This is a genomic window from Nocardioides lianchengensis, from assembly GCF_900101465.1.
GTDB lineage: Bacteria > Actinomycetota > Actinomycetes > Propionibacteriales > Nocardioidaceae > Nocardioides > Nocardioides lianchengensis.
This window is the reverse complement of the sequence record NZ_FMZM01000010.1, coordinates 101,178-127,687: the sequence shown is the minus strand read 5'-3', so window position 1 is coordinate 127,687 and position 26,510 is coordinate 101,178. Positions and strand designations below refer to the sequence as shown.

General features: G+C 73.0%; 25 protein-coding genes and 1 tRNA gene. 17 read left to right on the top strand and 9 right to left on the bottom strand.

Annotated elements, in window-relative coordinates; genetic code table 11:
• The first annotated feature begins 3 nt into the window (after positions 1-3).
• A complete protein-coding gene (locus BLT76_RS18170) occupies positions 4-957 on the top strand; it encodes an electron transfer flavoprotein subunit alpha/FixB family protein (protein WP_090859394.1) in 954 nt (317 codons plus the stop codon).
• 70 nt (positions 958-1,027) lie between these two features.
• Here BLT76_RS18170 and BLT76_RS25815 read toward each other — a convergent pair whose 3' ends face one another.
• Together BLT76_RS25815 and BLT76_RS18165 are read right to left on the bottom strand one after the other, a co-directional pair.
• Positions 1,028-1,198, bottom strand: coding sequence for a hypothetical protein (locus tag BLT76_RS25815; RefSeq protein ID WP_170867132.1), 171 nt, complete (start codon positions 1,196-1,198; stop codon positions 1,028-1,030).
• Positions 1,199-1,218: 20 nt separating this feature from the next.
• Positions 1,219-1,968 (bottom strand): ZIP family metal transporter, encoded by a 750-nt coding sequence (locus tag BLT76_RS18165; RefSeq protein ID WP_090859392.1) that lies wholly within the window; start codon positions 1,966-1,968, stop codon positions 1,219-1,221.
• 31 nt (positions 1,969-1,999) lie between these two features.
• Between BLT76_RS18165 and BLT76_RS18160 the strand changes: the two genes are divergently transcribed.
• The 8 genes from BLT76_RS18160 (at position 2,000) to BLT76_RS18130 (ending at position 7,819) form a co-directional block, all read left to right on the top strand.
• A complete protein-coding gene (locus BLT76_RS18160; protein ID WP_090859391.1) occupies positions 2,000-3,259 on the top strand; it encodes a glutamate-5-semialdehyde dehydrogenase in 1,260 nt (419 codons plus the stop codon).
• A 28-nt stretch (positions 3,260-3,287) separates the two neighbouring features.
• Complete coding sequence (locus tag BLT76_RS25810) at positions 3,288-3,446, top strand: hypothetical protein (RefSeq protein WP_170867131.1); 159 nt, start codon at positions 3,288-3,290, stop codon at positions 3,444-3,446.
• 40 nt (positions 3,447-3,486) lie between these two features.
• Positions 3,487-4,068, top strand: a complete 582-nt coding sequence (nadD, locus tag BLT76_RS18155) for a nicotinate-nucleotide adenylyltransferase (protein WP_090859636.1) — start codon at positions 3,487-3,489, stop codon at positions 4,066-4,068.
• A complete protein-coding gene (rsfS, locus tag BLT76_RS18150; RefSeq protein ID WP_090859390.1) occupies positions 4,065-4,442 on the top strand; it encodes a ribosome silencing factor in 378 nt (125 codons plus the stop codon). The genes nadD and rsfS overlap by 4 nt, the downstream gene beginning before the upstream one ends.
• A complete protein-coding gene (locus tag BLT76_RS18145) occupies positions 4,439-5,086 on the top strand; it encodes a histidine phosphatase family protein (RefSeq protein WP_170867130.1) in 648 nt (215 codons plus the stop codon). The genes rsfS and BLT76_RS18145 overlap by 4 nt, the downstream gene beginning before the upstream one ends.
• A gap of 43 nt (positions 5,087-5,129) precedes the next feature.
• Positions 5,130-5,202: transfer RNA gene (locus BLT76_RS18140), tRNA-Ala, on the top strand.
• Positions 5,203-5,428: 226 nt separating this feature from the next.
• Positions 5,429-6,061 (top strand): sulfotransferase family 2 domain-containing protein, encoded by a 633-nt coding sequence (locus BLT76_RS18135; RefSeq protein ID WP_170867129.1) that lies wholly within the window; start codon positions 5,429-5,431, stop codon positions 6,059-6,061.
• Between the two features lie 96 nt (positions 6,062-6,157).
• Positions 6,158-7,819, top strand: a complete 1,662-nt coding sequence (locus BLT76_RS18130) for an acyl-CoA synthetase (protein WP_090859386.1) — start codon at positions 6,158-6,160, stop codon at positions 7,817-7,819.
• Here BLT76_RS18130 and BLT76_RS18125 read toward each other — a convergent pair.
• Complete coding sequence (locus BLT76_RS18125; protein ID WP_090859384.1) at positions 7,795-9,504, bottom strand: GMC family oxidoreductase N-terminal domain-containing protein; 1,710 nt, start codon at positions 9,502-9,504, stop codon at positions 7,795-7,797. The genes BLT76_RS18130 and BLT76_RS18125 overlap by 25 nt on opposite strands.
• A gap of 126 nt (positions 9,505-9,630) precedes the next feature.
• Here BLT76_RS18125 and BLT76_RS18120 point away from each other — a divergent pair, with 126 nt between their 5' ends.
• The gene (locus tag BLT76_RS18120) at positions 9,631-10,161 is read left to right on the top strand and encodes a Dps family protein (protein WP_244509467.1); all 531 of its coding nucleotides are present in this window, start codon (positions 9,631-9,633) and stop codon (positions 10,159-10,161) included.
• A 146-nt stretch (positions 10,162-10,307) separates the two neighbouring features.
• Here BLT76_RS18120 and BLT76_RS18115 read toward each other — a convergent pair whose 3' ends face one another.
• A complete protein-coding gene (locus BLT76_RS18115) occupies positions 10,308-10,910 on the bottom strand; it encodes an acetoacetate decarboxylase family protein (RefSeq protein ID WP_090859381.1) in 603 nt (200 codons plus the stop codon).
• Positions 10,907-12,361, bottom strand: coding sequence for a flavin-containing monooxygenase (locus BLT76_RS18110; protein ID WP_090859379.1), 1,455 nt, complete (start codon positions 12,359-12,361; stop codon positions 10,907-10,909). The genes BLT76_RS18115 and BLT76_RS18110 overlap by 4 nt, the downstream gene beginning before the upstream one ends.
• A gap of 71 nt (positions 12,362-12,432) precedes the next feature.
• On the opposite strand from BLT76_RS18110, the gene BLT76_RS18105 reads away from it, so the two are divergent.
• Positions 12,433-13,380, top strand: coding sequence for a helix-turn-helix transcriptional regulator (locus tag BLT76_RS18105; protein ID WP_090859377.1), 948 nt, complete (start codon positions 12,433-12,435; stop codon positions 13,378-13,380).
• 187 nt (positions 13,381-13,567) lie between these two features.
• On the opposite strand, the gene BLT76_RS18100 is transcribed toward BLT76_RS18105, so the two are convergent.
• The 4 genes from BLT76_RS18100 to BLT76_RS18085 are packed head-to-tail and all read right to left on the bottom strand — an operon-like array spanning position 13,568 to position 17,782.
• Positions 13,568-14,329, bottom strand: a complete 762-nt coding sequence (locus BLT76_RS18100; protein ID WP_090859375.1) for an SDR family NAD(P)-dependent oxidoreductase — start codon at positions 14,327-14,329, stop codon at positions 13,568-13,570.
• A 4-nt stretch (positions 14,330-14,333) separates the two neighbouring features.
• Entirely contained in the window at positions 14,334-15,851 is a 1,518-nt protein-coding gene (locus tag BLT76_RS18095) for an AMP-binding protein (protein WP_090859374.1), read from the bottom strand.
• A gap of 4 nt (positions 15,852-15,855) precedes the next feature.
• Positions 15,856-16,986 carry a DUF5938 domain-containing protein gene (locus BLT76_RS18090; protein WP_090859372.1) on the bottom strand — a complete coding sequence of 377 codons (1,131 nt, stop codon included), beginning with the start codon at positions 16,984-16,986 and terminating at the stop codon, positions 15,856-15,858.
• A 1-nt stretch (position 16,987) separates the two neighbouring features.
• Positions 16,988-17,782: an SDR family NAD(P)-dependent oxidoreductase gene (locus tag BLT76_RS18085; protein ID WP_090859369.1), complete on the bottom strand. Its 795-nt coding sequence runs from the start codon at positions 17,780-17,782 to the stop codon at positions 16,988-16,990.
• 125 nt (positions 17,783-17,907) lie between these two features.
• Here BLT76_RS18085 and BLT76_RS18080 point away from each other — a divergent pair, with 125 nt between their 5' ends.
• The 6 genes from BLT76_RS18080 (at position 17,908) to holA (ending at position 26,499) form a co-directional block, all read left to right on the top strand.
• A complete protein-coding gene (locus BLT76_RS18080; protein ID WP_090859367.1) occupies positions 17,908-18,540 on the top strand; it encodes a TetR/AcrR family transcriptional regulator in 633 nt (210 codons plus the stop codon).
• A gap of 146 nt (positions 18,541-18,686) precedes the next feature.
• Positions 18,687-21,170: a leucine--tRNA ligase gene (leuS, locus tag BLT76_RS18075; RefSeq protein WP_090859365.1), complete on the top strand. Its 2,484-nt coding sequence runs from the start codon at positions 18,687-18,689 to the stop codon at positions 21,168-21,170.
• A 24-nt stretch (positions 21,171-21,194) separates the two neighbouring features.
• Positions 21,195-22,061, top strand: a complete 867-nt coding sequence (locus tag BLT76_RS18070; RefSeq protein ID WP_090859363.1) for a DegV family protein — start codon at positions 21,195-21,197, stop codon at positions 22,059-22,061.
• Positions 22,062-22,194: 133 nt separating this feature from the next.
• On the top strand, positions 22,195-23,166 hold the full coding sequence (locus tag BLT76_RS26200) for a ComEA family DNA-binding protein (protein ID WP_179714410.1): 972 nt from the start codon (positions 22,195-22,197) through the stop codon (positions 23,164-23,166).
• A 1-nt stretch (position 23,167) separates the two neighbouring features.
• A complete protein-coding gene (locus tag BLT76_RS18060; RefSeq protein ID WP_280139651.1) occupies positions 23,168-25,480 on the top strand; it encodes a ComEC/Rec2 family competence protein in 2,313 nt (770 codons plus the stop codon).
• Between the two features lie 32 nt (positions 25,481-25,512).
• Positions 25,513-26,499, top strand: a complete 987-nt coding sequence (gene holA / locus BLT76_RS18055) for a DNA polymerase III subunit delta (RefSeq protein ID WP_090859361.1) — start codon at positions 25,513-25,515, stop codon at positions 26,497-26,499.
• Positions 26,500-26,510: the final 11 nt, after the last annotated feature.

Below are 26,510 nucleotides of genomic sequence, written 5' to 3'. Positions count from 1 at the left end.
CACATGACTGAGGTCCTGGTCGTCGTCGACCACGTCGACGGCGCGATCCGCAAGCCCACCTACGAGCTGCTGACGCTCGCCCGCAAGCTGGGCGAGGCGTCCGCGGTGTTCTTCGGCAGTCCGGACCAGGGCGCCGAGGTGGCCACCAAGCTCGGCCAGTACGGCGCCGAGAAGGTCTACGTCGTCGACGACGCGCAGATCAAGGGCTACCTGGTGGCCCCGAAGGCCGAGGCGCTGCAGCAGCTGGTCGAGAAGACCAGCCCCGCTGCGGTGCTCTTCGTCTCGGGCTACGAGGGCAAGGAGGTCGCCGCCCGGCTGGCGATCAAGACCTCCTCCGGCCTGATCACCGACGCCGTCGACATCGACGACGCCGGTGTCGTCACCCAGAGCGTGTTCGCCGGCAACTACACGGTGACCGGCAAGGTCACGAAGGGCACCCCGCTGATCACGGTCAAGCCGAACTCCGCCCCGGTGGAGGAGGTGGGCGCCGCCGGCACCGTCGAGGAGTTCGCGGCCACCATCTCGGATGCGGCGAAGACCGCTCAGATCGTGGCCCAGCAGCCCCGCAAGGCGACCGGTCGTCCCGAGCTCACCGAGGCCGCGATCGTGGTCTCCGGCGGTCGGGGCACCGGCGGCAACTTCGAGCCGATCGAGGGCCTGGCCGACGCGCTGGGCGCCGCGGTCGGTGCCTCGCGCGCCGCGGTCGACTCCGGCTGGATGCCGCACAGCTTCCAGGTCGGTCAGACCGGCAAGGTCGTGAGCCCGCAGCTCTACGTCGCCAACGGCATCTCCGGCGCCATCCAGCACCGGGCCGGCATGCAGACCTCGAAGACCATCGTCGCGGTCAACAAGGACGAGGAGGCGCCGATCTTCGAGCTCGTCGACTTCGGCGTCGTCGGTGACCTGCACGCGGTGCTGCCCGCCGCCACCGAGGAGATCAACCAGCGCAAGGGCTGATCCACCACGCCGAGTCGGCGTGAGTTCGCTGCCGAGTCGGCGCGAACTCGCGCCGACTCGGCATTTCGGGCTACCGCGACCGGGGGACGGCGTACGAGACGGCGGCACCGCCGCCGCGGATGCGGGCCGAGGTCCAGATCCGGGTCGCCGCGGTCGACGTGGTGACCACGCGGATCGAGGCCGGGCGCGACGGGGCCATCCGGCTCACGCTGACCGCGGTCTGCCCGACGATGCCCCTCACCGGAGGAAGGCTAGCCGGGATCAGGCCCGGCTGATCGAGAACGCCGCGATGAATCCGAGCGCGGCCAGCAGGCCCGTGTAGAGCTGGGTGCGCTCGAAGGCCTCCGGGATCATCGTGTCCGCGACCATGGCGAGGATCGCGCCGGCGGCGATCGAGGTGATCACCGCGAGCGTCTCGGGACTCGCCCCGTCCAGCGCCAGGCAGCCCAGCAGCCCGGCCAGCCCGGAGGCCAGGGCGATCGCCCCCCACACCCCGAAGACGTACGACGCGCTGCGTCCGCCGCGCTTCATGCCGGCCGCGCTGGATAGTCCCTCGGGCAGGTTGGAGATCGCGATCGCGGCGAGCACCGGGACGCCGACCCCGCCACCGCCGAGCAGGGAGAGCCCGAGCACGACGGACTCGGGGACGCCGTCGAGCAGCGCACCGATCGCGATCGCCGTCCCGCTGCCCTGCTGCTCCTCCTCGGTGGGCTGCTCGTCGCCGGCCCGCTTGCGGTGCCGGGCGCCGCGTCGCGCGAGCAGCACGTTCGCGCCGACGTACGTGACCGCTCCGGCCAGCAGGCCGACGGCGGTCGCGGCCAGGCCGCCCGTCGCCTCGGCCTCCTCGACCAGCTCGAACGACAGCGCCGAGATCAGCACCCCGGAGCCGAAGGCCATCACGCCGGCGACGACGGGTCGCGGCACGCGCACCCACCAGGCGATCGCCGCGCCGACGACCAGCGTGCCGCCGGCGAGGAGTCCCCACAGTCCGGCCTGCAACCAGACGGGCATCCGGCGCTCCTCTCGGTCCTAGGCTGGGCGCATGAGCAGTACCCCCGAAGCGCCCGGCGTGATCGACGTCGCCGTCCGCGCACGCACCGCCAGCCACGACCTCGCCCTGGCCACGCGGGCCCAGAAGGACGCGGCGCTGCACGGCATGGCCGACGCGCTCCTGGCCCGCGAGGCCGAGGTGCTCGCGGCCAACGCCGAGGACGTCGCCCGGGCCGAGGCCGCGGGGACGCCCGCCAACGTCGTCGACCGGCTCCGCCTCACGCCGGACCGACTGGCCGGCATGGCGCAGGGGCTGCGCGACGTGGCCGGGCTGCCGGACCCGGTCGGCGAGGTGGTGCGGGGGAGCACCCTGGCCAACGGGCTGGAGCTGCGTCAGGTGCGGGTGCCGTTCGGGGTGGTCGGGATCATCTACGAAGCCCGGCCCAACGTCACCGCCGACGCGGCCGGGATCTGCCTGAAGTCGGGCAACGCGGTCCTGCTCCGCGGCAGCTCGAGCGCGCGGTCGAGCAACGCCGCGATCGTCGACGTGCTGCGCGATGCGGTCGTCGCGGTCGGGCTGTCGGCCGACGCCGTCCAGCTGGTGCCCGGCGACACCCACGACAGCGTCAAGGAGCTGATGCGGGCCCGCGGGCACGTCGACGTGCTGATCCCGCGCGGCGGCGCCGGGCTGATCCGCAGCGTCGTCGAGGAGTCGACGGTGCCGGTGATCGAGACCGGCGTCGGCAACTGCCACGTCTACGTCGACGCGGCCGCCGACCTGGAGAAGGCGCTGGCCATCGTGCTGAACGCCAAGACCCACCGCACCAGCGTCTGCAACGCGGCCGAGTCCCTGCTCGTGCACGCCGACGTCGCCGATGCGTTCCTGCCGCAGGTCGTCGCCGCACTCCAGGCGGCCGGCGTGACCATCCACGGCGACCAGGCGTTCGCGTCGTACGACGGCGTCGTGCCGGCCACCGACGAGGACCACGGGACCGAGTACCTCTCCCTCGACATCTCCGCTGCCGTCGTGGGGTCGGTCGACGACGCGATCGCCCACATCCGGCGCTTCTCCAGCGGGCACACCGAGGCGATCGTCACCGAGGACCAGCGCGCGGCCCGTCGGTTCACCGCGGCCGTGGACTCCGCGGCGGTGCTGGTGAACGCCTCGACCCGGTTCACCGACGGGGGAGAGTTCGGCTTCGGCGCCGAGATCGGCATCAGCACGCAGAAGCTCCACGCCCGCGGTCCGATGGGCCTGCCGGAGATGACGTCGACCAAGTACGTCGTCACCGGTGACGGCCACGTGCGCTGACGCCGGTCCTCACGGGTAGGCTGCGTTCATGCTCAGCACCCTGACCACCACCGTGCTCGCCGCCGAAGAGACCCACCACGAGGTCAACCAGGCCCTGGCCTGGGGCATCGGCGTGCTCACCCTGGGGATCCTCTTCGGCCTGATCTTCGCCCTGATGGCGTTCGGGGCCGGCCGCGAGCACAGCTGACGTGACCGCCGCCGCCCCCGGGCCCCGGCGCGTCGGGGTCATGGGCGGCACGTTCGACCCGATCCACCACGGCCACCTCGTGGCCGCCTCCGAGGTCCAGGCTTGGTTCGACCTGGACGAGGTGGTCTTCGTCCCCACCGGCGACCCGTGGCAGAAGTCCGACCGGATCGTCTCGCCGGCCGAGGACCGCTACCTGATGACGGTCATCGCGACGGCGGCCAACCCGCGGTTCACCGTCTCCCGGGTCGACATCGACCGCGACGGGCCGACGTACACCCGCGACACCCTGCAGGACCTGAAGGTCGCGATGCCGGACGCCGAGCTCTACTTCATCACCGGCGCCGACGCCCTGACCGAGATCTTCACCTGGCGCGACCCGGACGAGCTCTTCGAGCTGGCCCAGTTCGTCGGCTGCACACGGCCCGGCTACACCATGGACGCCGAGACGCTCGCCGCGCTGCCGGCCGACCGCGTGACCGTCGTCGAGATCCCGGCGCTCGCCATCTCCTCGACCGCCTGTCGTGAGCGCGCCCGGCGCGGGGAACCGGTCTGGTACCTCGTCCCCGACGGCGTCGTGCAGTACATCAGCAAGCACCACCTCTACCCCAAGGATTCGCAGTGACTGCCACCGAGCACGCCCTCGAGCTCGTGACCGCCGCGGCCCGCGCCGCGTCCGACAAGCTCGCCACCAACATCATCGCCTTCGACGTCAGCGAGCAGCTGGCCATCACCGACGCCTTCGTGCTCGCCTCGGCCGGCAACGACCGACAGGTGAAGTCCATCGTCGACGAGGTCGAGGACAAGCTCCGCGAGATCGGGGCCAAGCCGATCCGCCGGGAGGGCGAGCGCGACGGACGCTGGGTCCTCATCGACTACGGCGAGATCGTCGTGCACGTCCAGCACGAGGAGGAGCGGCAGTTCTACGCGCTCGAGCGGCTCTGGCGCGACTGCCCGTCGATCGCCCTGCCCGCCGACGTCACCTCCCGCGAGCAGTGACCCCGCGGCGCCTGGTCCTGCTCCGGCACGGCCAGACCGCCTGGAACAAGGCGCTCCGCGTCCAGGGGCAGATCGACGCCGACCTCGACGACACCGGGCGCGCGCAGGCCGAGGCGGTGGCGCCGGTCCTGGCGACCCTCGACCCGACGCTGCTCTGGTCCTCCGACCTCGCCCGCGCGCGGGACACGGCGTCGTACGTCGAGAAGGCCACCGGCCTCGCGGCGTCGTACGACGCACGGCTGCGGGAGACCCACCTGGGGGAGCGGCAGGGCCTGACCCACGACGAGTACGCCGCGCTCGACCCGGTCGAGTTCGCGCAGTTCCGGCAGGGCCAGTACGACGCGGTGCCCGGCGCTGAGCGGACGGCCAACGTGCGCGACCGGATGGTCGCCGCCGTCACCGACCTGCGCCGCGCCCTGGCTCCCGGCGAGACCGGGATCGCGGTCTCGCACGGTGCGGCGATCCGGGTCGCCGTCGGCGGCCTGCTGGACTGGCCGGCCGACCAGTACCGCTCCCTGCGGGGTCTCGGCAACTGTGGCTGGGTGGTCCTGGTCGAGCGACCCGGGTCCGACGGACTGGCTCTGGAGGCCTACAACCGGGGCGTACCGACCCCCGATTTCACATCGGCGACATCGGTTGGCTAATATTCCGCAGGTTGCTCGACGGGAGACCGAAGAGCGAACTGATGGGGCTGTGGCGCAGCTGGTAGCGCATCTGCATGGCATGCAGAGGGTCAGGGGTTCGAGTCCCCTCAGCTCCACTCGATGAGGAGGGCGTGGTCTGCGGACCACGCCCTCTCGTCATTTCAGGGCGCGTCCCCGCCGACGCCGTCTGCTCCCGGCATCCCCTCGTCTCATTGAGCATCCCTCCTGATGCTCCTCACAGGAATTCGTGAAAGGTTTCGCCTATCACTGAAGTCGGGCTGTGGACGGGGTGCACCGTGCGGGAACGTGGAGTCGGCAGAGCCAACGGGACGTGGTGCTGACGTGCCGGTCTTCCTCAAGGACGGGCGGGCCGTCCTCTTCGCGCACGTCCCGAAGACCGGCGGCACCAGCCTGGAGCGACTGTTCGGGAAGTCGGGCTGGACGATGCACCTCCGTGCCTCGCGGCGTTCCGACCCGGACACGTTCGACCTGATCCGCTGCTCGCCCCAGCACTACCACGCGACCCTGCTGGGCGAGCTGCTCCACCTGGACCGGTTCGACGCCCGGTTCCTGGTCGTCCGGGACCCGATCGCGCGATTCCGGTCGGAGTACGTCATGCGCCACGGCGCCAACGCGCGGAACGCGGCCCCGCAGGTGCTGTCCTGGTGGCGCTGGGCGCGCGCGCGGTACGACGAGGACCCCTTCGTCCACGACAACCACCTGCGTCCCCAGACGGAGTTCCTCCTCCCGGACGCCGAGGTCTACCGCCTGGAGGACGGGCTGGAGCGCGTGGTCGCGGACCTCAACGCGCGCTTCGACCTCGGCCTGGAGGGCCGGCTGCCGCGCGCCTCCCACAGTCGCCGGGTCGGGGTCTCGAGCGACGACGTCGAGGTGTCGCCGGTGCTGGCCGCCGAGCTCGCCGACTTCTACCGGGCGGACTTCGAGCGGTTCGGCTACCCGCTGCCGACCGGCTGACGTGCGCCGGCCCCGAGTGGAACGGCCGGCTGCGGGGTGACGGCGATTCCCCTATCGTGACTAGAACGTGTTCTACGTCACTGCAGGGAGCGACCGATGACCGACTTCAACCTCTCGACCGTCTTCGCGACCGTGGCCGCCGCGGTCCCGGACCAGGAGGTGGTGGTCTGGCGCGACCGGCGCGTGACCTACGCCGAGATGGACCGGCGTGTCGACGGGCTGGCGCACTTCCTGGTGGCGCAGGGGCTCGGCTGCCACACCGAGCGCGCCGACCTGGCCGGGCACGAGTCGGGCCAGGACCACGTGGGGATCTACCTGCGCAACGGGCCCGAGTACCTGGAGTCGATGGTCGCCGGCTACCGCTCCCGCACCGCCGCCTTCAACGTGAACTACCGCTACGTCGAGGAGGAGCTCCTCTACCTGCTCTCCGACGCGGACACGAAGGGGCTCGTCTACCACGCGGAGTTCGCCCCGATGGTCGCCTCGGTGCGTGACCGCCTACCAGGCCTCCGAGTCCTGGTCCAGGTGGCCGACGGGTCCGGCAACGCGCTGCTCCCCGGGGCGGTCGACTACGAGGAGGCGGTGCGCACGCCGCCGCCCGCCGCGGGCATGCCGACGCCCAGCGGCGACGACCTGTTCCTCATCTACACCGGCGGCACGACCGGCATGCCGAAGGGCGTGCTGTGGCGCCAGGCCGACATCTACGTCAACTCCATGGGTGGCACCCCGTTCGGGGCCAGCGAGCCGTTCGCGTCGTACGACGCCATCGGCGAGGCGGCGAAGGCGGCCGACGGCGGCATGGGGCTGTTGATGATCCCGCCGCTGATGCACGGCGCGGCGCAGTGGTCGACCTTCTTCGCGATCACCTCCGGCGGTCGGATCGTCTTCCCCGACGACGTGCACCGCTTCGATCCGGCCAACGCGCTGATGCTGGCGGCCCGGGAGCGGGTGGCCAGCATCCCGACGGTCGGCGACGCGATCGCCAGGCCGCTGGTCGAGGAGATGGAGCGGACGTCGTACGACCTGTCGGGGCTGTTCGCGCTCGGCAACGGCGGCGCCGCCCTCACGCCGACGGTGCGCGAGCGGCTGTTCGCGGTGGCGCCGCACGTGATGGTCCTCGACTCCGCCGGCGCCTCCGAGACCGGGCTGCAGGCCAGCCAGGCGGTCGGCAAGGGCGGCAGTGGCGAGGCGATGGTCTTCACGCCCCAGAACCCCGACACCACGGTCGTCGACGACCTGCTGACCCGTGTCCTGCAGCCGGGGGAGTCCGGCGGCTGGCTGGCCCGCAAGGGCCAGATCCCGCTCGGCTACCTGGGCGACCCGGCCAAGACCGCCCGCACCTTCCCGGTCATCGACGGGGTCCGCTGGGCGGTGCCCGGCGATCGGGCCAACCTGCTCGAGGACGGCCGGATCCAGCTGCTCGGTCGCGAGAGCGTCACCATCAACTCCGGAGGCGAGAAGATCTTCGTCGAGGAGGTCGAGCGGGCGATGGCCGCCCATCCCGCGGTCCGCGACGTCGTCGTCGCCGGTCGGCCCTCCGAGCGCTGGGGGAGCGAGGTGGTCGCCATCGTGCAGCTCGAGGACGGCAGCGACGTCACCGACGAGGAGCTGGTCGCCGAGTGCGCCCGGCACGTCGCGCGCTACAAGCTGCCCAAGGGCATCGTGCGGGTGCCGTCGGTGCAGCGCTCGCCCGCGGGCAAGGCCGACTACCGCTGGGCCAAGGAGCAGGCCGGTCAGTCGGTCGCGTCCACGACGTAGAGCGGCAGCCGCAGCGCCGCCGGCGCCGTCGGGGGTACGACGGGCGCCCGCGGCGCGACCGCGGGCAGCCGGACGTAGCCGCTGGCCGGCCGCGGGTCCGGGTCGCCCTTGTTGGGCCACAGCGAGGCGGCCCGCTCGGCCATCGCGGTGATGGTCAGCGACGGGTTCACGCCGAGGTTGGCCGCGACGACCGAGCCGTCCATCACGTGCAGCCCGTCGTACCCGTGGACGCGGTGGTAGAGGTCGACGACGCCCGTCTCGCGGGTCAGCCCGATCGGGCAGCCGCCGAGGAAGTGTGCGGTGATGGGGACGTCGAAGGCCTCGTTCCAGCCGGCCCCGGGGATGCCGCCCATCCGCTCGGCCACCTGCCGGCCGACCAGGTTCGCCTCCGGCAGGTGGGTGGGGTTCGGCTCGCCGATGCCCTGGCGGGTCGTCATCACGCGGCCGCGGCCGAGCCGTCGGCGCCGGGTGTAGGTGGTGAGCGAGTTGTCGTCGGTCTGCATGACCAGCAGTCCGATCGTCTGCTCGGACCAGCCGCGTGGGTCGTGCAGCCGGCGCAGGTCGCGTCGTCCGCGCCACATCGCGCGCAGCATCACCCCCAGCCGGCTCCGGCCGGGCTCGGGGTCGGTCATCGTGGCCATCGCCAGCCCCATCGTGTTCGACCCGCGGCCGTAGCGGCAGGGCTCGACGTGGGTCCGCTCGTCGAGGTGGATCGAGGAGGTGATGGCCACGCCCTCGGTGTAGTCGACGTCGTCGCCGCGGGCGCGCACCGCCAGCCCGGCCTCGGAGTTGGTCCGGCTCAGCTCGCCCAGTCGCGGGGACAGGCGGGGCAGTCTGCCGGCGTCGCGCTGGGCGTGCAGCAGCTGCTGGGTGCCGAGCGAGCTGGCCGCGAGGACGACGTGTCCGGCCGTGAAGGTACGCCGGGCCCGGCGCCGGTCGGTGCGGTGCGTCTCGACGGCGTACCCGCCCCCGGGCAGCGGTCGTACGGCGGTCACGGTGGTGAGCGGGTGCACCACCGCCCCGGCGCGCTCGGCGAGGTGGAGATAGTTCTTGACCAGGGTGTTCTTGGCGTTGTGGCGGCAGCCGGTCATGCACTCGCCGCAGTGACGGCAGGTGTGCCGCTCCGGTCCGACGCCGCCGAAGAACGGGTCGCCGACCGGGGTGCCCGGCTCGGGGCCGAGCACCACGCCCACGTCGGTCGGGCGCCAGCCGTCCCGCACCCCGAGGTCCTCGGCGACGGCCTGCATCACCCGGTCCGCGGGCGTGACCCGGTCGTACGTCGTGACCCCGAGCATCCGGCGGGCCTGGTCGTACCAGGGCGCCAGCTCGGCCTCCCAGTCGGTGAGGTCGCGCCAGTGCGGGTCGTCGTAGAAGGAGCGGCCGGGCTGGTAGAGCGTGTTGCCGTAGACCAGCGAGCCGCCCCCGACGCCCGCGCCGCTGACCACCAGCACGTCGCGCAGCAGGTGGAAGCGCTGGATGCCGAACATCCGCAGCGCGGGGACGAAGAGGTACCGCTTGCTGTCCCAGGAGGTCGCGGCGAACTCGTGGTCGGCGAAGCGGCGCCCGGCCTCGAGCACGCCGACGTCGTACCCCTTCTCGGTGAGGCGCAGGGCGGCGACGCTGCCCCCGAATCCCGAGCCGATGACGAGCACGTCGTAGTCGTGGGGGGAGTCGTGGGCGGTCATGCCGGGACGGTACGACAGATTCCGGACGGCGGTCGTCGGGATCCCGCTGAGGCTAGCCTCACCTTTCTGGAATCGATCCAGAAAAGGTGGTTAGGTGAGAACGTCACCGATCGAAAGGAACCACACGTGTCCGACCTCCTGCACGCCGGCGCCCCCACCCACGTCGCCCGCCCCGCCTTCCAGGCCTCGCCCACCCTCGCCGCTCACCTGCAGCAGCTGCTCGTGGACCTGACCGACCTGCACCTGCAGGGCAAGCAGGCTCACTGGAACGTCGTCGGCCTCAACTTCCGCGACCTGCACCTCGCCCTCGACGAGGTGGTCGACGCCGCCCGCGAGTTCTCCGACACCGTCGCCGAGCGGATGCGCGCCATCTACGCCGAGCCCGACGCCCGCGCCGCCACCGTGGCCGCGCAGACCAGCCTCGCCGAGTTCCCGGCCGCGGAGGTCAACACCTCCGAGACCGTCGACCTGATCGGCAGCGCGCTCTACGCCGTCGCCGGCACCGCGCGTCGCATCCACGACGAGGTCGACGCCGAGGACCCCACCTCGGCCGACATCATCCACGCCATCCTCGAGCGACTCGAGCAGCTCGCCTGGATGATCGACTCCGAGAACCGGGTCGCCGGCAAGTCGCTGCCGCGCCCCGTGCACCGCTGACGTCACGCGCCACGGTGGTTGAGGTGCGAAGGACGAAGTCCTGAGCCTCGAAGCCTGGTGAGTCGTCAGCCGGCGCCTACCCGAGCCTGCTTCGGGACCGGCTCGGGGTTCGAGGCCCCTCCGCTCCTTCGTCGCTTCGGGGCACCTCAACCAGCGGCACCGAAGCGCATGGAGAAGTCCTCGGCCACGACCGAGGTGACCGGACGGCCCGCTCGCACCCAGGCGAGCGGGCCATCGGCGTCCAGTGACCACGTGGCCTGCGCGGAGCGGACCCGGCCGCCGGCGCGGATCGGGCTGACGAGGGTGCGTCCCGCGCGTGTCTGGACGGTGGTACCCCGCAGCAGGGGCGGGACGGGGACCCGTCCCCGCCGCGGGGAGAACGAGGCGGAGGCGATCGGCCCGGTGGCCGTCTCCGCGAAGAGCGGCCCGAAGGTCGCGAGGTCCTTGGGGATGCCCCACAGGGCACGCCCGCCGAGCATCGAGGTCTCGCTGTCGACCCAGATGTCGGTGATCGAGATGCCGACCTTCCACCCGGTGCGGACGACCACGCCGGCGAGCAGCTCGTCGTAGGCCATCAGCCCGCGGTCGTCGTACGACACGAACGCGGTGGCGGCCAGGGCCGTGCCGCGCACCGCGAGCGGCGTGGCCGAGAACGGCAGCGGGGGCAGTGCGTCCACCGGCACCCGCCACAGGGTCACGTGGCCGACGCCGGTCAGGTCCCAGGGCTCGGGGGGATAGGGGGCGGTCACGAGACCTCCTCGAGGTCGTCCCAGTCGACGGCGGCGAGCCGGGCGCGGTACTCCGCGACCAGGCCCGGCCAGTTGGTGGTGATCCGGCGGCCGTCGACGTACCAGCTGTCGCAGCCCGCGAACGCGCTGTGGGCCAGCCGCTCCTGCATCTCGCGGTCGTAGGCGTCGTACGACGACGCGCGGACGCCGACCACCTGCGCCCCGCCGTCGGCGATCCGGCGCGCGACCTGGGCGACGTAGCCGGCCTGGGCCTCGAGCATGTTGATGATCGAGCTGCCGCCGAGGTTGGTGTTGGGGCCGTAGATGCAGAACAGGTTGGGGAAGCCGGGCACGCTCAGCCCGAGGTGGGCGCGGGCGCCGTCGGACCAGGCCTCGTGCAGATCGCGCCCGGCGACGCCGGTGACCGTCAGCGGGTCCAGGAACCGGGTCGCGGCGAAGCCGGTGCCCCACACGACGGCGTCGACCTCGTGCAGCCGGCCGTCGGCGGTGCGGACGCCGGTCGGCTCGAGGCCGGTGACCTCCTCGGTGACGACGTCGACGTGTCGGCGGTCGAGCGCGCGGTACCAGTCGTTGGAGAAGAGCAGCCGCTTGCAGCCCAGCGCGTAGTCGGGGACCAGCCGTCGCCGCAGCGCGGGGTCGGAGACCTGGCGGCGCAGGTGCCCGCGCCAGGCCAGCCGGAGGGTCGCGAGCAGTGGGCGGCTGATCAGGGAGTCGCCGGACAGGGCCGCGTTGAACCGCTCGGTCAGCCAGAACCACGCGCGCCGCTCGGCCCGCACCAGGGCCGGGAAGCGGCGGAACAGCCGGTGGTGGCGGGGGTGGTAGGCCTGGTCCGGCTTCGGGACGACGTACGGCGCGGACCGCTGGAAGACCGTCATCGCGGCCACCCGGTCGACGATGCCGGGCACCAGCTGGATCGCGCTCGCGCCGGTGCCGATGACGGCGACCCGCTTCCCGGTCAGGTCGACGTCGTGGCGCCACTGGGCGGAGTGGAAGGCCGGGCCGTCGAACCGGCCCGGGATCCGCGGCACCACGGGCTGGGACAGCTGACCGAGCGCGGCGACGACCAGGTCGGCGTCGTACGACGTCCCGCCGGCGGTGTCGACGCGCCAGCGCCGGGTGCTCTCGTCGTACGTCGCGGCGGTGACCTCGACGCCGGTGCGGACCAGGTCGAGCAGTCCGTCGTCCGCGGCGGCCGAGCGCAGGTAGTCGAGGATCTCCGGCTGGGTGCCGTAGCGCCGGCTCCAGTCGGGCTTGACCGCCCACGACCAGGAGTAGAGCGGCGACGGCACGTCGCACGCGGCGCCCGGGTAGGTGTTCTCGCGCCACACCCCGCCGACCCCGTCGGCCCGCTCGAGCACGGTCACGTCGCTCAGCCCCTGCTCGCGCAGCGCGTGCGCGACGCCGAGGCCGCCGAAGCCGGCCCCGATCACGACCACGCGCGGCTGTCCCATGACGAGGACGCTACGAATCCGCGCGGGGTCGGGGGGAGGGGGTGTTGACCTCATGGTTGATAATTCCGGACATGCGTCTCCCGCCGCCGGCCGCCGAGGACTGGGAGTTCCCGCGGGCCGTCGCCGGCATCGCCCACCTCGTCCGGTACGCCGCGGCGCGCGGCGCCGAGCCCGCGGCCCTGCTGGCCGGGACCGGGCTGGGCCTGGCCGACCTCGACGTCCCCGACCGCGAGGTGACCGCGGCCCAGGAGCTGCGGGTCGTGCGCACCCTGCAGCGGCACTTCCCCGGGGCGGGCGCGGACGTGGGGGCGACGTACCGCCCGGCCAGCTTCGGCGTCTTCGGCTTCGGCCTGCTGGCGAGCCGCACCGTCCTGGACGCCATGGACCTGGCCCTGCGGTTCATCGACCTCAGCTACACCTTCGCGATCCCGCGCGCGGACGTCGTCGGCGACCGCGTCGAGATCACCGTCGACGGCACGCGGCTGCCGCGCGACGTGCGGTCGTTCCTGGTCGCACGCGACGCGACCGCGATCGACGTGGTGCTGGCGGGGCTGGTGCCGGGCGGGGTGGGGGCCCGGCTGGTGCCGGGCGAGGACGTCGCCCGGATCTCGCTGGCCGTCCGCGAGCTGGACCGCCCGCTGCCGACGCGCGGCTCCGCCGAGGTGGCCGAGGCGCTGTGCCGCGACGTCGTGGCCCCTCGCCGCGAGCGGGCCGGGGTGGTCGGCGACGTACGGGTCCTGATCACCCAGCAGCTGCCGGACGGGGCGCCGATGGGCGCCGTCGCCGCCGAGCTGGGGCTCACCGAGCGCAGCCTGAGGCGGCGGCTCAGTGCCGAGGGGACGAGCTACCAGGCGCTGCTCGACGAGGTCCGCTCGGCGCTGGCCCGCTCGCTGCTCGGTGGCCGCGCGACCATCCCGGTCGCCGACGTCGCGGCCCGGTTGGGGTACGCCGATGCCGCCGCGTTCACCCACGCCTTCCGGCGGTGGACGGGGACGACGCCGGGTGCCTATCGCGGCTGACCCGGGCCGCGGCCGCCGAGCTGTAACGCGATGTTCGCCGCACTAGGTACGCGCTGCAGCGCGTACCTAGTGCGGCGAACATCGCGTTACAGCTTCGGGGCGTCCGGATAGCGGTCGACGCGGTGGTCGATCGTCCGATCCCGCAGTGGGTGTGGTGGACGAGGATGACCTCCTCGGTCCCGAGGACCTATGCGATGGTCATGCCGCCGTCGACGGCGAGGGTCTGGCCGGTGATGTAGCCGCCGGCCTCCGAGGCGAGGAAGACCGCGGTCGCCGCCAGCTCGCGCGGGTCGCCCTTGCGGCCGCTGGGGTTGCGCTGGTTCTGCGACTCCAGGTAGCCGGGCGGGTACTGGTCGGTCATCTCGGAGGTGAAGAAGCCGGGCGCGATCGCGTTGACCCGGATGCCCTTGCGTCCGGTCCACTGCTGGGCCAGGTCCCGGGTCAGACCGATCAGGCCCGCCTTGGACGCGGCGTACGCCGCCTGCGGCAGGCCGGCGGTCGTCAGGCCCAGGACCGAGGAGATGTTGATGATGCTGGAGCCCGGCTGCATCACCCGGCCGCAGGCCTGAGCCATCCAGTAGCACCCGTTGAGGTTGACGTCGATGACGCCGCGGAACTGCTCGGGCGTCTCGCGGGTGGCGGGGACCGCCGTGCCGACGCCGGCGTTGTTGACCAGCACGTCGACGTGGCCGAACTCCTCGACGGCCAGGGCGACGATGTTCGTGCAGGCCTCCGGGTCGGCGACGTCGGTCTCCACCGCCAGGGCCTTCCGGCCGGTCGCCTCGACCAGGGCGGCGGTGTCGGCGAGCCGGTCGACCCGGCGGGCGCCGAGCACGACGTCGGCGCCCGCCTCGGCGAAGCCCTGGGCGAAGGCGACCCCCAGGCCGCTGGAGGCACCGGTGACCACGACGACCTTGCCGTCGAGTCGGAACATGTCGGGAACGGTCATGCGGTCACTGTAGGGCGCTCCTGATCTCCGACTTCAGCACCTTGCCGACCTTGGAGCGGGGCAGGTCGTCCCACACCTCGACCTGCTTCGGGGTCTTCACGCTGCCGAGCCGCTGCTTGACCGACGCGGTCAGGTCGGCCGGGTCGAGGTCCTGGCCGGGGCGCAGTTGGACCACCACCGTGAGCCGCTCGCCCCACTTCTCGTCGGGCAGGCCGACCACCGCACAGTCCTGCACCGCCGGGTGCTGCATCACCGCCTGCTCGACCTCGGAGGAGTAGACGTTGAAGCCGCCGGTGATGACCATGTCCTTGGCCCGGTCGACGATGAACAGGTACTGGTCCTCGTCGAGGTAGCCGATGTCGCCGGTGTGGTGCCAGCCGTACGCCGACGCCTCGGCGGTGGCCTCGGGATCGCGGAGGTAGCCGGCCATCACCAGCGAGCTGCGCACGACGATCTCGCCGCGCTCGCCCGGCGGCAGCAGGCGACCCTCCTCGCCCATGATGGAGACCGTCACCAGCGGAGCCGGACGCCCCGCTGATGACAGCCGTTCGCGGGCGACCGTGCCGTCGGCGCGGAAGTGGTCGCGGGGGGCCATCGTCGAGATCATCATCGGCGCCTCGGTCTGGCCGAACAGCTGCGCCATCACCGGGCCGATCCTCATCAGGGCCTCCTCGAGGCGGGCGGCCGACATCGGTGCGGCGCCGTACCAGAAGCACTGGAGCGAGGTGAGGTCCGTGCGCTCCAGCGCCTCGTGGGCCAGCACCATGTAGATGAGCGTCGGCGGAAGGAACGTGTGGGTGACGCGGTGGCGCTCGAGGTGCTCGAGGAAGTCCCCGACGTCCGGCTGCCGCATCACGACGATCTCGCCGCCCTTCGCGAGGACCGGGAAGCACAGGACGCCGGCGGCGTGGGTCAGGGGGGCCAGCGCGAGGTAGACCGGCCGGCCCTCCCACGGGTAGCTCATGAGCGTGATCGCGGTCATCGTCTCGAGGTTGGTGCCAGTGAGCAGCACGCCCTTCGGGGTGCCCGTGGTGCCGCCGGTGCCGACGATCATGGCGACGTCGTCGACCGGGGTGACCTCCCGGTGCTCGGCGTCCAGGAACGACTCCCAGTCCAGCGCCCACTCCACGTCGCCGTCCAGGCAGACCAGGGTCGTCAGCTCGGGCAGCTCGCCGCGGATCTGGTCGACCAGGGGAGCGAACGACGCCTGGAAGACCAGCGCCCCGCAGCCGAAGAGGGCGAGCAGGTCACGGTTCTCGGACGCCTCGTTGCGGGGGTTGATCGGGCACCAGACCGCGCCGGCCCGGCTGATCCCGAGGACCGTGGTGAAGGCCAGCGGGTCGTTGGCCGACAGGATCGCGACCGCGTCGCCGGGCCGGACGCCCTGGCCGACCAGGCCCGCCGAGATGCGGAAGCTCAGCTCCCGCACCTCGGCGTACGAGCTGGTGGTGCCGTCGGTCGTGAGGCAGGGCGCGTCCGGCCCGATCGACCAGCCCTTGTCGAGGTAGTCGACGAGCCGCACGACGTCAGCCCTCGACGGTCAGGACGGGGGCCTGCACGAGCCCGAACGAGCGCAGCACGCCGAGCAGCTCGCGGTGGCCGAAGGCCTGGCAGCCCGACGCGAAGCCGACCCGTCGGGGCGGCTGCTGGAGCAGGGAGTACGCCGCGTACGCCTGCATCAGCCCGGTCTGCTTGTAGTTCTGGTTGCCGTGGATCACGCAGTGCGCACGCCCGAGCGGGCCGGACGCGTGCACCGAGTCCAGCGACTTGTTCAGCCGCGGGTTCTCGCGCGGCGGCATCTCGCTCATCACCTGCGAGGCGGTGGCCACCAGCGCGGCGTACTTGTCGTCGGGGTTCATGTCCTTGGTCGCCTCGACGGCCCCGGCCACGATCTGCGGGACGGCCAGCATCAGCTGCTTGTTGAACACCCCGCCCAGCGCCTTGACGTTGGCGACCCGCGGGTCCCGGCGGTACCAGACCGGGTGGGACGTGCCACCCCACGGCAGGGCGAGTGCCACCTCGTGCTGCCCGGGCAGCACCAGCTCGGTGTGCCCGCCCTCCGGGTCGAACGGCACGTAGGCGTTCTGCTCCAGGTAGTGCGCCCCGGACAGGGCCGCGTTGAACAGGATCGTCTGGGTCGAGGCGATCGTCGGGCTGCCGCCCCAGAACACCGCGATGTCGAGGGTGTCGAGCCCGGGGGTCTCCAGGGCGATCTCGGCGGCGATCTCCCCGGTCGTGTACATCTGCGCCAGGCCGGGGGAGAGCAGCAGTCCGGCGGCGGCGAAGTCGGCGCCGTACTGCTCGTCGCAGGTGATCAGCCAGTCCTGCTCGCCCGTGGTGTCGGTGTAGTGCGCGCCCGCGGCGAGGCACGCCTCGACGACCTCCGGTCCCCACTTGCTGAACGGGCCGACCGTGTTCAGGACGACGGACGCGCCGCTGAACAGCTCGGTCAGCGAGTCCACGTCGTGGATGACCTGCACGACGTCGTACGACGCGGTCTCGATGCCGGGGACGTGCTTGTCCATGGACGCCTGGAGCCGGTCCTCGTCGCGGCCGGCCGCGACGAAGGGGACGCCGTACTCGCGGAGGTACTCGCAGATGAGCCGGCCGGTGTAGCCGGAGGCGCCGTAGACGACGACCTGCTTGTCGGTGCTCATCTCACATCCCCATTCCGCCGTCGACGGGCAGGCCGGCCCCGTTGACGAAGCGCGCAGCGTCGGAGGCCAGGAAGACCACGGCGTCGGCCATGTCGGCGACCTCGCCGAGGCGGCCCGACGGAGTCAGCTCGATGACGGCGCCGACGGCCTCCTCGGGGGAGCTGAAGAGGCCGAGCCCGGCGACGTCGTTGGCCAGGCCGGCCCCCATGGCGGTGGGCACCAGGCCGGGGTAGATGCAGTTGACGCGTACGCCGTAGCCGAGCTTGCCCGACTCCATGGCCGCCACCCGGGTCAGCCGGTCGACGCCGGACTTGGTGGCGGAGTAGACGGCGATGCCGGGGAACGCGATGGTCGCGGCGACCGAGGCGACGTTGATGACCGCGCCGCCCTGGCCCGCGGCGCCGCCGGGTCGCATGGTGCGGAAGGCGTGCTTGATGCCGAGCGAGGTGCCGAGCAGGTTGACGTCGAGCTGCTTGCGCACCTGGTCGGGGTCGAGGTCGACGATCAGGCTGGTGATCTCGATGCCGGCGTTGTTCACGACGATGTCGAGCCCGCCGAGCAGCGCCGTGGCCTCGGCGACCGCCGACTCCCAGCTGGCGTCGTCGGTCACGTCGAGGTGCACGAAGCCGTGGCCCTCGCCCAGGGACTCCGCGACCTGGGCGCCGAGGTCGTCCTGCAGGTCGGCGACGACCACGTGCGCGCCGGCCGCGGCCAGCGCCCGGGACATGCCCTCGCCCAGGCCCTGGGCGCCTCCCGTCACCAGTGCCTTGCGGCCGGTCAGGTCGAGAACGGTCATCGTGACTCCTTCGTCAGCGGAAAACGGTGGATGTGGTGCCGCTCACAACCTACGAGGATCTTGACGACTGTCAAGATTTCTCTGGACAATTGTCAAGAAAATCAGGAAGTCCTAGGATGCGACCGATGACCGCGCTCACCACCCGGGCCGCCGACAAGGTCGACGCCCGCCGCAACCAGCTCGCCGAGTCGGCGCTGAAGACGCTCGGCGAGCTCGGCTACGCGCGGGCGAGCCTGCGCGAGATCGCCACCAACTCCGAGTTCAGCCATGGCGTCGTGCACTACTACTTCCGCGACAAGATCGAGCTGATCGTCTACTGCGTGCGCTACTACAAGGCCCGCTGCGTGACCCGCTACGACGCGGTCGTCTCCGAGTCGACGACCGCCGACGGGCTGCTCGACGCGTTCGCGGCCAAGCTGGTCGAGACGCTGCACGAGGAGGCCCCGATGCACCGCCTCTGGTACGACCTCCGCGCCCAGAGCATGTTCGAGGAGCAGCTCCGTGAGGCGGTCACGATGATCGACCGGACCCTGGAGGAGATGATCTGGCGCGTCGTGACCCGCTACGCGGAGCTCGCCGGGCGCGAGGTCGTGGCGACCAGCGACACGGCGTACGGCGTCCTCGACGGGGTCTTCCAGCAGGCACTGCTCGCGCTGGCGGGTGGCGAGGCCGCTGCTCTCGACCGGATCACCGGTCAGGTGCGCGCCCTGATGCCGCTGCTGCTCGGGGCCCGGGTCGTCGACTCCGCCGCGTCCTGACCCTCCGGTAGAGTGGTCGGCATGCGCAGGACCCTGCTCCTTACCTAGCCGCGTCGACGAGCACCACCCGACGCGGCCGCCCCTCGTGTCCGAGGGGTTTTTTTGTGCCCGGAGCAGCCAGACGAGAGAGCGCGAGAGAGAACGAGATGAGCGAGCAGCAGACCACCGAGACCGGCGCCGAGACGTACGACGTGCAGGCCGTGCAGGACAAGTGGCTGCCGGTCTGGGACCAGCTGCAGCCGTTCCGCGCCGACGACGACTCGCCGCGCGAGAAGAAGTACGCGCTGACGATGTTCCCCTACCCCTCGGGTGACCTGCACATGGGTCACGCCGAGGTGTTCGCGATCCACGACGTCATCGCGCGCTACTGGTGGTTCCGCGGCTTCGAGGTGCTCAACCCGATGGGCTGGGACTCGTTCGGGCTGCCGGCCGAGAACGCCGCGATCCGCAACGACGAGCACCCGGCGACCTACACCTACGCCAACATCGAGACCCAGCTGCACTCCATGCAGCGCTACGCCACCAGCTTCGACTGGTCGCGCCGGCTGCACACCTCCGACCCGGAGTACTACCGCTGGACCCAGTGGCTGTTCCTGAAGATCCGCGAGCGGGGCCTGGCCTACCGCAAGAACTCCCCGGTCAACTGGTGCCCGCAGGACCAGACCGTGCTGGCCAACGAGCAGGTGCTGGCCGACGGCACCTGCGAGCGCTGCGGCGCCGAGGTCACCAAGCGCGAGCTGACCCAGTGGTACTTCAAGACCACCGACTACGCCCAGGAGCTGTACGACGGTCTGGACGCGCTGCAGGACACCTGGATCGGCAAGGTCGTCAACGCCCAGCGCAACTGGATCGGCCGTTCCGAGGGCGCCCACGTCGACTTCGTCCTGGATGGCCGCGACGAACCGGTCACCGTCTACACGACCCGCCCGGACACGCTGCACGGCGCGACGTTCATGGTCGTCGCGGCCGACGCCGGGCTGGCCGCCGAGGTCGTCACCGACGAGCAGCGCCCGGCGTACGAGGCGTACGTCGAGGAGATCCGCAAGGCCTCCGACATCGACCGGCTGGCCACCGATCGCCCCAAGACCGGCGTCTTCCTGGGCGTGCACGCCACGAACCCGGTCAACGGCGAGCGGATCCCCGTGTGGGCCGCCGACTACGTGCTGGCCGACTACGGCACCGGCGCGATCATGGCGGTGCCCGCGCACGACCAGCGCGACCTGGACTTCGCCCGGAAGTTCGACCTGCCCGTGCGGATGGTCGTCGACACCGGCGAGGAGGACCCGGCGTCGTCGTACGTCGCCACCACGGGGGACGGCACCTACGTCAACTCCGGCGCCCTGGACGGGATCGCCGACAAGGCGACCGGCATCCGGACCACCATCGAGCAGCTGCAGGCCGCCGGCACGGGGGAGGGCACGGTCAACTTCCGGCTGCGCGACTGGCTGCTGAGCCGCCAGCGCTACTGGGGCTGCCCGATCCCGATCATCCACTGCGAGGCGTGCGGCGAGGTCCCGGTCCCGGAGGACCAGCTGCCGGTCGAGCTGCCCGAGCTGCGCGGCGCCGACCTGAAGCCCAAGGGCACGTCGCCCTTGGGGGCGGCCACCGAGTGGGTCGAGGTCGACTGCCCGTCGTGCGGCGGCCCGGCGCGGCGCGACACGGACACGATGGACACCTTCGTCGACTCGTCCTGGTACTTCTTCCGCTACCTGTCGCCGCACGACGACACCCAGGCGTTCGACACCGCGCTGGCCAACGCGTGGGGCCCGGTCGACCTGTACATCGGCGGCGACGAGCACGCCGTGCTGCACCTGCTGTACGCGCGCTTCTTCACCAAGGTGCTGCGCGACATCGGGCTGATCGACTGGGACGAGCCGTTCTCGGCGTACCTGTCGCAGGGCAAGGTCATCAACAACGGCCGCAAGATGAGCAAGTCGCTGGGCAACGGCATCAGCCTGGGCGACCAGCTCGACGAGTTCGGCGTCGACGCCGTCCGGCTGACTCTGGTCTTCGCGAGCCCGCCCGAGGACAACATCGACTGGGCCGACGTGTCGCCGGCCGGCTCGCTGCGCTTCCTGCAGCGCGCCTGGCGGCTGGCCAACGACGTGACCTCCGAGCCCGGCGCGGACGTCACCACCGGTGACCGGGCGCTGCGCCAGCTCACCCACCGCACCGTCCACGAGGCCGAGGTGCTGGTCGAGTCGTACCGCTTCAACGTGGTGATCGCGCGCGTCATGGAGCTGGTCAACGCGACCCGCAAGGCCATCGACTCCGGCTGCGGCCCCGCCGACCCGGCGGTCCGCGAGGCCGCCGAGGCGGTGGCGATCGTGCTGTCGCTGGTGGCGCCGTACACGGCGGAGGAGATGTGGGAGCGCCTGGGCCACCGGCCCACCGTCGCCCGCGCCGACTGGCCGGTCGTCGACCCGGCGCTGCTGGTCGAGGACTCGGTGACCGCGATCGTGCAGATCCAGGGCAAGGTCAAGGCCCGCCTGGAGGTGTCTCCCGACATCACCGAGGCCGACCTGGAGGCCCTGGCCCTGGCCGACCCGGGCGTCGTGGCCGCGATCGACGGTCGCCCCGTCCGCAAGGTCGTCGTCCGCGCCCCCAAGCTGGTCAACGTGGTCGTCTGAGGCCGGTCCTCTAACCTTCGTCGCATGCCCGTGGTCGTCGTCACCGACTCGACCGCCAGCCTCCCGCCGGAGGTGGCGGCCGAGCACGGCATCGTCGTCGTCCCGCTCCAGGTGGTGATCGGGGCCGAGGTCCACGACGAGGGGTCGCCGGAGGCCACGCCCGCGCGGCTCGCCGAGGCGCTGCGGGCCTGGACGCCGGTCAGTACGTCGCGGCCCTCGCCGTCGGCGATGCTGGCCGTCTACGAGGAGGCGGCCCGCGAGGGCGCGACCGAGATCGTGTCCGTGCACCTCTCCGGCGACATGAGCGGCACCTTCGAGTCGGCCCAGCTGGCTGCGCGGGACTCGCCGGTCCCGGTCGTCACCGTCGACAGTCGCCAGGTCGGCGTCGCGACCGGGTACGCCGCGCTGGCCGCCGCCGAGGTGGTCGCCCGGGGCGGGAGCGCCGCCGAGGCCGCCGAGGCCGCCCGGGCCCGCGCGGCCGCCTCCACCTCGCTGTTCTACGTCGACACCCTCGAGTACCTGCGCCGGGGCGGTCGGATCGGCGCGGCCGCGGCGCTGTTCGGAGGAGCCCTCGCGGTCAAGCCGCTGCTGCAGATCGAGGACGGCAAGGTCGCCTCGCTCGAGCGCGTGCGTACGTCGGCCCGGGCGCTCGGTCGGCTCGAGGAGATCGCGGTGACGGCCGCGGGCGAGGCGCAGGTGGACGTGTGGGTGGGCCATCTCGCCAACGCCGAGCGGGCGGCCCAGCTGGTCGAGAGGCTCGCCGGCCGGCTCGCGCCCAACCTGGCGGGACCCGACGGCGACCGCGACATCTGGTGCGGTGAGCTCGGGGCGGTGCTCGGCGCCCACGTCGGTCCCGGCATGATCGCGGTCTGCGTGGCCCCCCGGCTCTGACCCGGTGGTTGAGGAGGGACGAAGTCCCGTCTCGAAACCCCCGAAGCGTCCACAGGACCCCGCCCGGCGCACGCTCTCCACAGGTCGGCGCCACCCGGTCCCGGACGGCCACGGATCTTCCTAGGTTGGTGCCATGCGCACCCGCCGCCCGAGCCCCGAGCACCAGGAGGCCGTCTCGCGACGGCTCGCGCAGCTGAGCGCCGAGCTGGCGGCGGCGCGACCCGAAGACGAGGGGCCGGAGGTTCCGGACAGTCCCGACGACTGGTGGAGCGACCACACCCGCCTCGCCGCGCCTCGCCTGGGTCCGGGTCCGGTGCCGGGTCCGGTGCCGGATCCGGCGCCGTACGTGCCCGACCTCGACGAGCTCGCACCCGAGGTGCCCCGACCCGGACGGCACGCCGCCCGGCGCCGGCTCGCTCCCGGCCGGGCCCTGGCGGGGCTGCTGCCGGAGCCGCTGCGCGGACCCGTGGGGCTGGGGCCGGCCCACCTCGCGGTGGTCGCGGTGCTGGTGGCGCTGGGGCTGGCGGTCACCTGCTGGTGGGTCGTCCGTGGTGACGCCGACCCGGTGGCGGGGCGGTTCGAGGCGGCGCCCGCAGAGGGCACGGAGGCGTCCCCGGCCGCCCTCGAAGCGCCCGCCTCCGGGGCGGCGGCCGCGCCGGAGGCAGGCGGCTCCGTGACCGTCGACGTGACAGGCAAGGTACGCCGACCCGGCATCGCGGTCCTCGACGCCGGCTCGCGGGTGGTGGACGCCGTCGAGGCCGCAGGCGGCGCCCGCCGCGGCGTCGATCTCTCGTCGCTGAACCTGGCCCGGGTGCTCGTCGACGGCGAGCAGGTCGTGGTGGGGGAGCCGGCCGGCCCGGTGGCGGGGGCCGGAGGGTCCGCGGCGCCCGGCGGTGCCGCCCCGGCGGCCGGGACGCTGGTCAACCTCAACACCGCCACCGCTGCGGAGCTGGAGCTGCTGCCCGAGATCGGCCCGGTGACCGCCCAGGCGATCGTGGCCTGGCGCGACGAGCACGGCGGCTTCACGGCGGTCCAGGAGCTGCTGGAGGTCGACGGCATCGGCGACAAGACGCTCGCGACGCTGACGCCGCACGTCACGGTGTGAGGTGCGGCTCGACCCCGGGGAGGTCCGGGACCGGCCGGACCTCCGGATGCCGCTGCTCGGCCTGGCGGCGTGGGCGGGTGGGCTCCTGGGCCACCACGGCTCGTGGCCACCGGTCCTGGCCGCGGGCCTCGGGGTCCTGGGTGCGGTGCCGGTCCTCGCCCGGAGACGCGGGCGGCGGGCGGCGCTGACCGCGGTGGCGGTCCTGCTCGTCGGCGCGGCCGTGGCCGGCGCTGCCCTCCTGCGGCAGGAGCAGGTCGCCCGCAACCCGGTGGCCCGGCTGGCGGCCGACGGGGCCGTGGCGACGGTGGTGGCCACGGTGACCTCCGACCCGCGGGTCGTGCACGGGCGGTTCGCCGACCAGGTCATGCTCCGCGTCGAGGTCCGGGCCGTGACCGGTCGCGGCTCGTCGTACTCGCTGGCGACGCCGGTGCTGGTGCTGGGTGACGACGCCTGGAGGTCGGTGCCGCTCGGTACGACGGTGCGGGCGACGGGCCGGCTCTCGCCCTCCGACGACGGCGACGTCGCCGCGGTCCTCGGGGCGGCGGGGGAGCCGGTGCCTGTGGCGGCGCCGGACGTGTGGTGGCGCGCGGCCGACCGGGTGCGGGCATCGGTGCGCGACTCGGTGGCCCACCGGCCCGCCGACCAGCGCGCGCTGGTCCCGGCCCTGGTCGACGGCGACGACGGCGGCCTCGATCCTGCGCTCGCCGACGACTTCCGGACGACCGGGCTGACCCACCTGCTGGCCGTGTCCGGCACCAACCTGACCCTGGTCGTCGGGTTCCTGCTGGTCGGGTGCCGGTGGCTGGGGGTGCGCGGGCGCTGGCTCTACCTGGTCGGTGCCGCGGGCATCTGCGGGTTCGTGCTGCTCGCCCGCACGGAGCCCAGCGTGGTCCGGGCCGCGGCGATGGGCACGGTCGGCCTGCTGGGCATGGGGACCGACGGTCGGAGGCGAGGGTTCCGGGCCCTCGGAGTGGCCGTCACGGCGCTGCTCCTGCTCCAGCCGGCGCTCGCGGTGTCGATCGGCTTTGCCCTGTCGGTGCTGGCCACCGCGGGCATCCTGGTCCTGGCGCCGGGGTGGCGCGACGCCCTCGCGCGGTGGCTGCCGCGGTGGCTGGCCGAGGCGATCGCGGTGCCGGCGGCGGCCCAGCTGGCGTGCACGCCGCTGGTCGCCGCGATCTCGGGCCAGGTGAGTCTGGTCGCCGTGGCGGCCAACCTGCTGGTCGCCCCGGTCGTCGGGCCTGCCACGGTGCTGGGGCTGCTGGGAGGCCTGGTGGGGCTGGTCTGGGGGCCGCTCGGGCGGGTGGCGGGCACGCTCGCGTCCTGGTGCGTCGGGTGGATCGTGCTGGTCGCGCGCCGCGGCGCGGACCTGCCGGCGTCGGCGGTCGACTGGGGGACCGGGCCGCTCTCGCTGCTCGTCCTGACGGCGCTGAGCGTGGCGATCGCCGTCCTGGCCCCGCGGCTGCTGCGCCACCGCGCCGGGGGCCTCGCCTGCTGCCTGGTGATGGTGGTGACCGTCGTGGTCCGGCTGCCGAGCCCGGGCTGGCCGCCGGACGGCTGGGTGCTCGTGGCCTGCGACGTGGGCCAGGGCGACGCGCTCGTGGTCCGGGTCGGGCCGGGGGCGGCGATGGTGGTCGACGCCGGACCCGACCCGGGAGCGGTGGACGGGTGCCTCGACCGGCTCGGGGTCAGCGCGGTGCCGCTGGTCGTGCTCACCCACTTCCACGCCGACCACGTCGACGGGCTGTCCGGGGTGCTCGGGGGGCGCGAGGTCGGCGTCGTCGAGATCACGCCCGTGCTCGATCCGCCCGGGGGCGTGGACCTGGTCCGGGACGCCACGGTCGGGGCCGACGTGCCGGTCCGGACCGCGGTCCCGGGCACCCGGCGGGTCGGGGAGGCGACGGTCCAGGTGCTCGGCCCGGCTGGCCCGGTGCGGGACGGTCCCGGGGACGGGAGCGCCGCCAACGACGCGAGCGTCGTCCTGCTCGTCGAGGTGCGCGGGATCCGGATGCTGCTGACCGGCGACCTCGAGCCGCCGGGCCAGGCGGGGCTGGCCCGCTCGCTGCCCGGCCTGCGGGTCGACGTCCTGAAGCTGCCCCACCACGGCAGCCGGCACCAGGACCCTGCCTTCCTCGCGGCGCTGGGGGCCGAGGTCGTGCTGGTCTCCGTGGGCGCCGACAACGACTACGGACACCCGTCCCCGGAGGTCCTGGACCCGCTGTCCGAGACCGGCGCCGAGGTGCTGCGCACCGACGAGGACGGCGACCTCGCGGTGGTGGCCGACGACGGTGATCCGGCGACCGCCACCCGGGGCTGAGCGTCGGTCCCGTGTGGGAGGCTGGACCCATCATGGCGAGCGGTCCTCAGGCAGCAGACGTCCTCGGTCGGGTCACCCTGGTGACCGGCAAGGAGGAGTTCCTCAACGAGCGCACGGTGGTGGCCGTCCGGGCCGCCGTCCGGGCCCACGATGCCGAGGCCGAGCTGGCCGAGACCGCCGCGTCCGAGCTGTCCCTGGCCACGCTCGGCGAGCTGGCGGCGCCGTCTCTCTTCTCCAGCATCCGCTGCGTCGTGGTGCGGTCGCTGGAGAACCTGCCGGAGGAGTCGGTCGAGGGACTGCTGGGCTACGCCGCGGCGCCCGCCGACGAGGTCGCTTTGGTCCTGGTCCACGGCGGCGGCCCGAAGGGCTCCGGGGTGCTGACCAAGCTGCGCAAGCTGGCCACGGTCACCGAGTCCAAGTCCGGCGAGCTGCGCCCGTCCGAGCTGCCGGCCTTCGTGGCCAGCGAGGTGCGCAGCCACGGCTCGAGCATCGACCAGGAGGGGGCGGCGTTCCTGGTCCAGGCCGTCGGCCAGGACCTGCGCTCGCTGTCGGCCGCCGCCCACCAGCTCACCAACGACTTCGCGGGCGCGCCCATCGACCTCGAGAAGGTGCAGAAGTACTACGGCGGCCGCGCCGAGGCCAAGTCCTTCGCCGTCGCCGACGCCGCGTTCTCCGGTCGCCGCCAGGCCGCCCTCGAGGAGCTGCGCTGGGCGCTGGAGGGCGGCACCGCCGCCGTCCTGGTCACCTCGGCCTTCGCCGGCAGCGCCCGCGGGCTGGCCCGGTTCAAGTCCGCGCCCGGCCGGATGCGCGACGCCGACCTGGCCCGCGAGGTCGGGGTGCCGCCGTGGAAGCTGCGCACCCTGCGCGACCAGGCCCGCGGCTGGAGCGACGCCGGGATCGCCCGGGCGATCCGCGCGGTCGCCCAGGCCGACGCCGACATCAAGGGCGCGGCGACCGACGCGTCGTACACCCTGGAGCGCCTGGTGCTCACGGTCACGGGGCTGCGCGAGGGCCGCTAGGTCTCGATACA